General features: G+C 77.0%; 8 protein-coding genes. 3 read left to right on the top strand and 5 right to left on the bottom strand.

Going from position 1 to position 9,286, the window contains the following annotated elements; genetic code table 11:
- A partial coding sequence (locus FA014_RS15435) for a SpoIIE family protein phosphatase (RefSeq protein WP_154730542.1) occupies positions 1–2,094 on the top strand: 2,094 nt, incomplete at its 5' end.
- 26 nt (positions 2,095–2,120) lie between these two features.
- Positions 2,121–2,624, top strand: a complete 504-nt coding sequence (locus FA014_RS15430) for a metallophosphoesterase family protein (RefSeq protein ID WP_154730541.1) — start codon at positions 2,121–2,123, stop codon at positions 2,622–2,624.
- A gap of 30 nt (positions 2,625–2,654) precedes the next feature.
- Here the strand turns inward: FA014_RS15430 and FA014_RS15425 are convergent, their stop codons facing one another.
- The 5 genes from FA014_RS15425 to FA014_RS15405 are packed head-to-tail and all read right to left on the bottom strand — an operon-like array spanning position 2,655 to position 7,808.
- Entirely contained in the window at positions 2,655–3,830 is a 1,176-nt protein-coding gene (locus tag FA014_RS15425) for a PP2C family protein-serine/threonine phosphatase (RefSeq protein WP_154730540.1), read from the bottom strand.
- Positions 3,831–3,889: 59 nt separating this feature from the next.
- Positions 3,890–4,315: an ATP-binding protein gene (locus tag FA014_RS15420; protein WP_154730539.1), complete on the bottom strand. Its 426-nt coding sequence runs from the start codon at positions 4,313–4,315 to the stop codon at positions 3,890–3,892.
- Positions 4,302–4,637: an STAS domain-containing protein gene (locus FA014_RS15415; protein ID WP_154730538.1), complete on the bottom strand. Its 336-nt coding sequence runs from the start codon at positions 4,635–4,637 to the stop codon at positions 4,302–4,304. Before FA014_RS15415 ends, FA014_RS15420 begins: the two co-directional genes overlap by 14 nt.
- A gap of 19 nt (positions 4,638–4,656) precedes the next feature.
- The gene (locus tag FA014_RS15410; RefSeq protein ID WP_154730537.1) at positions 4,657–6,627 is read right to left on the bottom strand and encodes a glycosyltransferase; all 1,971 of its coding nucleotides are present in this window, start codon (positions 6,625–6,627) and stop codon (positions 4,657–4,659) included.
- Entirely contained in the window at positions 6,624–7,808 is a 1,185-nt protein-coding gene (locus FA014_RS15405; RefSeq protein ID WP_154730536.1) for a PP2C family protein-serine/threonine phosphatase, read from the bottom strand. The genes FA014_RS15410 and FA014_RS15405 overlap by 4 nt, the downstream gene beginning before the upstream one ends.
- Positions 7,809–7,925: 117 nt before the next feature.
- On the opposite strand from FA014_RS15405, the gene FA014_RS15400 reads away from it, so the two are divergent.
- The coding region (locus FA014_RS15400; RefSeq protein ID WP_154730535.1) for a GGDEF domain-containing protein at positions 7,926–9,286 on the top strand (1,361 nt) is incomplete at its 3' end.

Below are 9,286 nucleotides of genomic sequence, written 5' to 3'. Positions count from 1 at the left end.
GGCACCCCGCCCACCGGCACCGCCCCGACCGGCGCCCCGCCGGTCGGGGCGCCGCCGCCCGGGCTCCCCCGCGCGAGGCGCCGCCCGGGCGCCCGGGACGTGCGCCTGGTCGTGCTGTTCGCCCTGCTGAACGCCGCCGCCTGCCTGCTCGGCCGCTCGACGCGGGTGCCCGAGGCCGACGTCAGCCTCGTCTGGCCGGCCGCGGGGGTCGCGGTGCTGTGGCTGGTCGTCCGCGCGCGCCGCCCGTGGCCGTGGCTGGACCCGCTGGTGCTCGCGGTGTCGACGGGGGCCGTGATCGCGGCGACCGGGTCGTCGGCGCTGTCGGCGGCGATCGGGGCGCTCGCGGCGACCGTGCAGGCGGTGGTGTGCGCGGCGGTGCTGGCGCGGCGGGCGCCCTACGTGTGGGCCGCGCGCGGGACGCAGCAGCTGCGCCGGGTCCCGGACCTGTGGTGGTTCGTGCTGGGGGCGGCCCTGAGCTCGGCGGTGTCGGCGCCGCTGGTGGAGCTGGCGGTGGTCGTCGGCGGCGAGCCGTGGACCTGGCGGACGGCGCTGCTGTGGTGCGCGCGGAACACCGTCGCGATCGTCGGCATCGGCACGCTGGGCTTCACGGTGGGCGCCTGGCTGCACCACCGCCGGCGGCGGACGGCCGAGGAGCGGGTCGAGTGGTGGACGGAGGGCAAGGGCGCCGACTACCTCGCGGCGCTGCTGCTCGCCCCGCTGCTGTACGTCGTGTGGTTCGTCGAGATCGACTGGCTGGCGGTGGTGTTCCCGCTCATCGGCCTGACGGTGTGGGCGGGCTCCCGGTTGCCGACGCGCTCGGTCGTGCTGCACACCACGATCTGCGGGGTGGTGGCGATCCAGCTGACCCTGGCGGGCACCGGCCCGTTCGCCGAGCTGCCCGACCCGACGGCGCAGGTCGCGATCGCGCAGCTCTACGTCGGCCTGGTGGCCGTGATCGGCCTGGCGCTCGCGATCGCGCGGGAGGAGCGGGTCCGGCTGGTGACCGACCTGCAGGCGGCGCGCGACCGCGCCCAGGAGCAGGCGACGCTGCTCGCGACCGTCGTGGACACGATGTCGGAGGGCGTGCGGGTGGTGGACGCCGCCGGGCGGGTGGTGGTGCGCAACCCGACGGCGGGCCTGCTGCTCACGGGCCGCCCGGACGCCGGCGCCGACGACGGGTCGGACCTCGCGCACCTGTGGCGGATCGACGGCAGCCCGGTGCCGGAGGCGGAGCTGCCGTTCCGCCGGGCGCTCGCGGGCGAGCAGGTGCGCGACGCGGACCTGCTGGTGCGGGTGCCCGGGTCGACGGAGCCCCGGATCGTCACCTTCTCGGCGGCGCCGCTGCCCGCGGCGGCCGGGGGCGGCGCGGTGACCGTGCTGCGCGACGTCACGGCGGAGCGGACGGAGCTGCGGCGGGCGGCGCAGGTCCAGGCGAGCCTGCTGCCGTCCCGGGCGCTCGACGTGCCCGGGCTGGACCTCGCGGCGCGGTGCGTGCCGGCGGGGTCGGTGGGCGGCGACTTCTACGACTGGCAGGAGGTGCCGGACGGGCTGGTGGTGACGCTCGCCGACGTGATGGGCAAGGGCCCGGCGGCCGCGATCCTCGCGGCGACCACCCGGTCGGTGCTGCACGCGCAGCCGGTGCTGCGCGACGTGGCGGGCACGCTGGCGGCCACGGAACGCGCGATGACGGCGGACCTCGCGAACGCGGGCGCGTTCGTCACGATGTTCCGGGCGTACGTGGACGCGGCGGACGGGGAGGTGTCCTACACGGACGCGGGCCACGGGCTGTCGCTGATCATCGACCCGGACGGCACGGCGCGCCGGCTGTCCGCGACCGGGCTGCCGCTCGGGATCGCCCCGGGGCCTGCGCGGGTCAGCGCGCGGGCGCGGCTGGCCCCGGGCGAGCTGCTGGTGACGTTCTCCGACGGCGTGCTGGACGCGCTCGGGGGCTCGCTGGGCGACCTCGACCAGGTGGGCCGCGCGGTCCGCGGCACGCGCACCGCGGAGCAGGCGGCCGACGCCGTCCTGTCGCTCGTGGACCCCCGGCACCCCGAGGACGACCTCACGGTGGTCGCGCTGCGCCGGGCCGCGTGATCCCCGCCGACACCCCGGGAGGCCCCGTGGACCTGCTGCTCCTCGCCGACACCCACGTCCCCCGACGCGCCCGCGACCTGCCCCCGGTGGTCTGGGACGCGGTCGACGCCGCGGACGTCGTGCTGCACGCCGGCGACTGGGTGGACGTCGCGCTGCTGGACGCGCTCGAGGCCCGCGCCCGCAGGGTCGTCGGCTGCTGGGGCAACAACGACGGACCCGACCTGCGGGCCCGGCTGCCGGAGGTCGCGCGCGCGGAGCTCGGCGGGGTGCGGTTCGCGGTCGTGCACGAGACCGGGCAGGCCGCCGGCCGGGAGGCGCGGTGCGCGGCGGCGTACCCGGACGTCGACGTGCTGGTCTTCGGGCACAGCCACATCCCGTGGGACACCGTCGCCCCCGGTGGGCTGCGGCTGCTGAACCCCGGGTCGCCGACGGACCGGCGCCGGCAGCCGACCGGGACCTACCTCACGGCCCGCGCCGAGGGCGGGTCGCTGACCGACGTGGTGCTGCACCCGGTGCCGCCGCGGCGCTGACGGGGGCGGTCGCGGGCACGGTCGCGGGCCTCAGCCCGCCCGGCGCACCGCCACGACGGTGAGGTCGTCCGGCCGCTCCGCCGCTCCCCGCGCGAGCCGGAGCACCGCGTCCACGGCCTCGCCGGCGGACCTCGTCCCCCGCACGGCCTCGACCACCGGCGGCACGCCGGCGAGGGTGCCGTCCGCCAGGTCGAGCACGCCGTCGGAGAAGGTCACCAGCAGGTCGCCGGGGCCCAGGTGGACGACCCGCTGCTCGCGCGCCGCCTCGTCCAGCACGCCGAGCGGCAGCCCGGTCGCGGCGAGCCGCTCGTCGGTGCCGTCGGCGCGGACGACCACGGTGAGCCCGTGCCCCGCGTCGGCGTAGCTGACGTCGCCCGTCGCCGCGTCGAGCGCGGCGTGGAACGCCGTGGCGAACACCCCGGCGCCGGACAGGTCGGAGTGCAGGATGGCCCCGGCGTACAGCAGGGACCGCGCGACGTCGGCCCCGTGCGCCGAGCCGCGGAGGACGGCGCGGACCGACGCGGCCAGGATGCCGGCGCCGGCGCCCTTGCCCATGACGTCGACCAGGCTGAGCACCACACCGCCGTCGGTGGCGGTCCAGTCGTAGAAGTCGCCGCCGACGGCCCGGCTCGGCAGGCACGCGCCCGCGACCTCGTACCCCGGGACGTCGGGGGCGCTGCGCGGCAGCAGGCCCGCCTGCACCTGCGCGGCACGCTCCAGCTCGGAGTCGATCACGAGCTCCTTCTCGACCCACGCGGCCAGGTCGCGCAGCAGCGCGGCGCTGTCGGCGCCGAACGCACGCGGCTCGGGGTCGGCGATGCACAGGGTCCCGACCCGGTACCCGCCGGGGGCGACGAGCGGCTGCCCGGCGTAGAACCGGAGCCCGCCCGGGGCGGCGACGAAGGGCTTGTCCCGGAACCGCTCGTCCTGGGCGGCGTCGGGCACGACGAGCATGGCGTCCGACAGCACCGCGGTGCCGCAGAACGAGTCGTCGCGCGGGACGACCGGCTCGTCGAAGCCGGCCATCGCCTTGTGCACGACGACGTCGCGGTCGACGAGGGAGACCAGTGCGGTGGAGACGCCGAAGAGCTGCCGCGCGAGCCGGACGACGCGGTCGAACCGCTCATCCGCGGGGGTGTCGAGCACGCCGAGGCGGTACAGCGCCGCGACCCGGTCGGCTTCCGGGTGGGTGGTGTCGGTGGCCATCCCCACGACCGTACGTCAGCGGCCGGGACCCGCGCGCGGACCGGGCGCGGGCCGGGCGGTCACGCGGACCGGTGCCGCGCCAGCCGCCACGTGTTCCGGTCGCCGTCGCGGTCCAGGCTGAGGCTGTCCACGGCGCGCAGGACGAGGGCGATGCCCCGCCCGCTCTCCGCGAAGTCGTCCACCGGGGCCGGGTCCAGGTCGACGCGCACGGGCGCGCCGTCGTCCGAGAGCTCGGCCTCGAGCCCCTCGGGGCGGGCGCGCAGCAGCACGGTCGCGCGGACGGGCCCGTCGCCCACCGGGACGGTGTGCCGGACCACGTTCGTCGCGATCTCGATGACCGCGGTCTCGAACCGCAGCCGGTCCAGGTCCGGGACGTCCGGCGCGGCGGCCCACAGCCGCGCGAACGCGTCGTGCACCTCGTCCAGCCAGCCGGGCTCCGCGGACCCGTCGACGCGGAGCTCCACGGCCCCCTCAGCGGCCGGCACCGACCGCGTCCTCGACGGTGGCGTACGGGCGGAGCACCCGGTCCATGGTGGTGAGCTCCAGCACCGTCCGGACCTGCTGGCCCACGCCGGCGATCCGGAGGTCGCCCCCGGCGGCGCGGGCGGTGCGCAGGCCCCCGACGAGCGCGCCCAGGCCCGAGGAGTCCAGGAACGCCGTGTCCGACAGGTCCACCACCACGAGGGTGCGCCCGTCGGCCACCTCGCGGTCGACCGCGGCCTTCAGCTCCCCCGCGGCGGCCATGGTGAGCCGCCCGTGCACGCGCAGCACCGCCGCGTCCCCGCTCCGCTCGGTCGTCAGCTCCATCGGGTCCTCCTCGTCGTCGTCATGCGATGCCCCGGCGCCGCGCGCTGGGCGGCGGGCTCGCCTCGGGCCCGGTGAACCCGCGGTAGCGCAGCGCCTGCACCACGACGCTGAGCACCACCAGGTCGTACACCACCCACAGCAGGTTCACCGTCGTGCCCACCCACAGGGACAGCCCGAGCGAGGCCCGGACGATCCCGACGACCGCGGCCACCACGAGCAGCGCCATGGCGAGCAGCTGCGGCCACACGAGCCGCCACTGGCTCGGCGAGCCGTCCGGCCGGACCTTCGGGGTCACCGCGAACCCGAGCGGCCGGCCGAACCAGACGTTCGCGACCGCGGTCCACACCGCCTTGATCCACACCGGGAACAGCGCGAGCGCGTACTGCTGCCCGCGCCAGGTCCGCACCCCGCGCGCGGCGACGACGAACAGCAGCTGGCTGGCCAGGAAGAACGGGATGAACCGGGCGAAGAAGTCGACGGTCCACGCGGTCACGGGCAGCACGCCGAAGCACAGGAAGATGATCGGGGCGGCGAGGTACACCAGGGCGGCGAACCCCGACAGGTACGACCACATGGTCGCGAAGTACATGAGCTTCTGCCCGACCTTCAGGCCCCGGACGCCCAGCGGGTTCTCCTTGAGCATCACCTGCATGGTGCCCTGCGCCCAGCGCAGCCGCTGGGTCATCATCGTCCCCAGGTCCTCCGGGGCGAGGCCGTGCGCCAGGCTCTCGTGGTGGTAGACCGTCTTCCAGCCGAGCGCGTGCAGCCGCATGGCGGTCGCCATGTCCTCGGTGACCGACAGCGTCGCGACCGGCATCACCGCCTGCGCCTCGGACGACCGGTCGACGTCGACGGCCCGCACCAGGGCCTGCACCGACTCGATCGCGCCGAGCGGCGACCACTCCCGGTCGGCGAGCCGGGCCAGCGCCGGCTCGTCGACGACGACGGCGCCGATCTGGTCGTCCCGCGCGATCGGCAGGGCGGCGATGGCGGCGAGGTCGTCCTGGATGCCGGCCACGTCGCGCGCGACGACCTGCCCGGAGATGGCGTCGACCTCCCGCTGGAACCCGTAGGTCACGTCGGACAGCGGCTCGCCGGCGTCGAGCCCGCCGAGGGCCCGCGCGGCGGCCTCCTGCACCTCGTGCAGCACGGCCGCCTGGACGGCGTCCGGGGCGTCGCGCTGCGCGCGGTCGAGCAGCCGCCGCGAGGCGTGCAGCGCCTCGCGCACCGAGCGCTCGGTCTCGCGGACGTAGCCGACCAGGCCGAGCTGCATGAGGGCGTCCCGGCGCAGCACCGCGTTCGACCCGCAGAAGAACGCGGCGTTCCAGCCGTCCTTGCCCTGCTGGATGGGGCCGTAGAACAGCGGCGCCTGGCTCCCGAGCGGGTCGGCGGTGGTGACGTTGGTGAAGAACTGCGGGGTCTGCACGAGCGCGACCGCCGGGTCCGCGAAGTACCCGAGCGTGCGGTCCAGGATCTCGGGCTCCGGGATCTGGTCCGCGTCGAGGATGAGCAGGAACTCGCCGTCGGTCTGGAACAGCGCGTTGTTCAGGTTCCCGGCCTTGGCGTGCCGGGGCCGGTCCGTCCAGTCCTCGGAGCGCTCGATGTACCCGACGCCCGCGGCCCGCGCCGCGGCGGCCAGCTCGGGCCGCGACCCGTCGTCGAGGACCCAGGTCCGGTGCGGGTAGGTGATGTCCCGCGCCGCCTCCGCGGTCCGCAGCACCAGCTCGACCGGCTCGTCGTACGTCGTGACGAACACGTCGACGGTGAGGCCGGGCTCCGGGGGGCCGGGGTCCTCGCGCTGCTTCGCCTTCCACATGGTCATGCCGAACAGCGCGACGTCGACCAGCGAGTAGGTCTCCGCGATCACCAGCGGGACGGCGATCCACCACGCCGACCAGTTGACCGAGTCGAGCCAGCGCCAGGCGATGTAGTTCACCCCCAGCAGGAGCGTCAGCACGACGACGACCCGCAGCACGAGCTGCTGCCTCATCCGTTCTCCCTCCGCAGCACCACGACCGTCAGGTCGTCGGAGCGGTCCGTGGCGGGGCCGGCGGCCGCGAGCACGCGGGCCACGGCGTCCGCCGCCGACGTGGCGGCGCCGAGCGGCGCCGCCAGCACGTCCTCGGGGTCCAGCGCCCGGTCCCCGCGCTCGAGCACGCCGTCGCTCACGACGGCGAGGACGTCGCCGGGCGCGAGCGTCACCTCGCCCGCGACGCGCGGCTCCCCCACGACCACGCCGAGCGGCGGCCCCTGCGCGGACAGCCGGCGCAGCGTCCCGTCCGCCGTCCGCACCACCGCGAGCCCGTGCCCGGCGTCCGAGTACCGGAGCACGCCGGTCGCCGGGTCGAGCGCCGCGTGGAACGCCGTGACGAACGCCCCGGCGCGGTCGAGGTCGGGCTCCAGCACCCGCTCCGCGAGCGCCAGCGCCTCGCCCACGTCCTCGTGCCGGCCGACGCCGCGCAGCACCGACCGGACGGTCGCGGCGATGATCGCCGCGCCGAGGCCGCGGTCCATGACGTCCGCCAGGGTCAGCAGCAGCCGCCCCGGGGCGGCCTGCCAGTCGTAGAAGTCGCCGCCCACCCCGTGCGCGGGCAGGCAGGCGCCGGCGAGGTCCCACCCGGGGACGTCGGGCGCGGCGGTGGGCAGCAGCCCGCGCTGCACCTCGGCGGCGCGGCCGAGCTCGGCGTCCGCGGACAGCTCCTTCTCCACCCAGCCCGCGAGGTCGGACAGCAGGGCCTCGTCCTCGGCGGTGAACTCCCGCGGCCGGCGGTCCATCAGGCACAGGGTGCCGACGCGCTCGCCACCCGCCGTGGCCAGCGGGCGACCGGCGTAGAACCGGATGTGCGGGGCGCCGGTCACGAACGGCGCGGCGGTGAACCGCGGGTCGCGGGTGGCGTCCCGGACGACCATCGTGCCGGGCTGCTGGATCGCGGCCGCGCAGAACATGCCCTCGCGGGGCGTCTCGCGCGCCGCGGTGCCCTGCCGCGACTTGAGGAACAGCCGGTCGGTGTCGACCAGCGAGACGAACGCCATCTGGACGTCGAACAGCTGCTGGGCGAGCCGGGTGACGCGGTCGAACCGCTCCTCCGGGGGCGTGTCGAGCACAGCCAGGTCACGCAGCGCGGCGACCCGTCGTGCCTCGTCCGCGTCCGCTCGTGCGGTCCCGCCCATGCCTCACCCCCCGGCGTGACCCTACCCACAGGTCCCCTGACCTGCAGGTCGGCGCGGGCCGCCAGGTCCACCCGCCTGACGGGTCAAGCAGCGCGCTGCGATGCCGATCAGGAGACCGTGCTGCAGCGTGCCTCCCTCCCGCGGCTCGCGGTCGTCGTCGCCGTGCTGGTGACGCACGCCGCGCTGCCCCCGGGGACCCTCCGGGACGTGCTGTACGGCGTCGTCGGCGTCGTGTGCGCCGCGCAGGCCTGCCGGGCGGCCCGCCGGATCTCGGGGCCGCAGCGGCGCGCGTGGCAGCTGCTGGCCCTGGGGCTCGTCGCCTGGGTGGTCGGCGACACGGTGTGGACGCTGCTCGAGCGCGGCCTGGGCGTGGAGCCGTTCCCGTCCGTCGCGGACGTGGCGTACATCGCCTCGTACCCGCTGCTGGCCGCCGGGCTCGTCCGGGCGTTCCCCGCGCCCCGCGGGCGGCGGCCGACCTGGCTGCTCGACGCCCTGCTGGTCACGAGCGGCGCGCTGCTGGTGCTCTGGCTGCTGGTCCTGGAGCCGACGCTCGCCGGCTGGCCGGCCGACCCGCTCGGCACCGCGGTCGGCGCGCTCTACCCCGTCGGCGACGCCGTGCTGCTCGTGCTCCTGGCCCGGGCCGCCACCGCGGCCGGCACCCGGCCCCCGGCCCTGCGGCTGTCGACGTGGGGCGTGCTGGCGATCCTGCTCGCCGACGAGCTGTTCCTGCTCGCCCCGGGCTGGCCGGCGCTCGAGGCGCGCGCGCACCTGATCGACACCCTGTGGCTCGCCGGCTACGTGCTGCTGGCGTCCGCGGCCCGGCACGCCTCCGCCGGCCGCGCCGCGCCCCCGCGCGCCGACGGCGACCTCGGCACCGGCTACCTGGTGCTGCTCGGCGCCTCGGTGTGCGTGCTGCCCGGCACGGCCGCGCTGGAGGCGGCCCGCGGTCTCCCCGTGCACCTGGCGGAGGTGTGCATCGCCGCCATGGTGGTCATCGCCGCGTTCCTGCTGCGGTTCGGCGGGCTGCTGCGGGCGATGCGACGGCAGCACGCCCGGCTGGAGCACCTGGCGGTGACCGACCACGTCACCGGGCTCGCGAACGCGACCGGGCTGGCGCGCCGGCTCGAGGCGGGACCCTGCGACGCACCCCCGGGGTCCGTCCCCGCCGTCCTCCTGGTCGCGCTGGACGGCTACCGCGACGTGGCGCAGACGCTGGGGCACGCCGTCGCCGACGACCTGCTGCGCGCGGTCGGCTCGGTGGTGGGCCGGGAGGCCGGGGACGTCGGCACGCCGGCGCGGCTCGCGCGCGACGTGTTCGCCGTCGGGCTGGACGTCGACGGCCCGGGCGCGGCCGAGCACGCGGCGCGCCGGCTGGTCGAGAGCCTGACGCCGCCGCTCCCGGTGGGCGGCCTGCACCTGTCGGTCCGACCCCTGGTGGGGGTCGCCGTGGCGGCGGCGCGCCCGGCCGCCGCGGACGC

Source organism: Cellulomonas hominis, from assembly GCF_005239125.1.
GTDB lineage: Bacteria > Actinomycetota > Actinomycetes > Actinomycetales > Cellulomonadaceae > Cellulomonas > Cellulomonas hominis_A.
The sequence above is the reverse complement of the archived record's forward strand: the minus strand, read 5'-3'. Positions and strand labels throughout refer to the sequence as shown.